1 pseudogene is annotated in these 484 nt (G+C 44.4%); it reads left to right on the top strand.

Going from position 1 to position 484, the window contains the following annotated elements:
* Positions 1 to 191: 191 nt before the first annotated feature.
* Positions 192 to 484 (top strand): annotated as a pseudogene (locus tag ACEYW6_RS36620) (hypothetical protein); the annotation flags it as partial.

The following is a 484-nucleotide window of genomic DNA, read 5'->3' as shown; positions in this document are numbered from 1 at the left end:
GGACTCAATCAGTAGCAGTAGTAAAAAGTGGGTGTCGCAAGTTTATAGGTCGAGTCTCTAGCTCAGGCGATCTCCACCTGCCAAGTGGAAGCCGACTGTGCCAAGGAGATCGGATTAATCCAGTTAAGGGAGCTACAGTCAAGGTTTTGTGCTATTTGAATGGAAATTTTGTATACCTGAGGCAGAGTACTGTGTTCAAGGAGCCAGATACGTGTACACTGCCGCAAGAGATAGCGGAGCTATGTACGGGATTGAATCCGAGTAATTGCTATAACCCTAAAGGAGCGGGTGAGGAGAAAGAAGCACCAACACTAATAAGCCCTTATGGCAGTTCAATGTTAAGTACGCGACCTCAAATATCTTGGAGTCCTGTCTCCAACGCTACTAATTACATAGTAATTGTAAGCGGTTACGAATTTTATTGGGAAGCAACAGTAGATCAGAAAACGACTACACTGGCATACCCGAAAGAGCAAATAGAATT

The organism is Nostoc sp. UIC 10607 (genome assembly GCF_047228265.1).
GTDB lineage: Bacteria > Cyanobacteriota > Cyanobacteriia > Cyanobacteriales > Nostocaceae > Nostoc > Nostoc foliaceum_A.
This window is presented reverse-complemented; position numbering and strand designations above follow the sequence as displayed.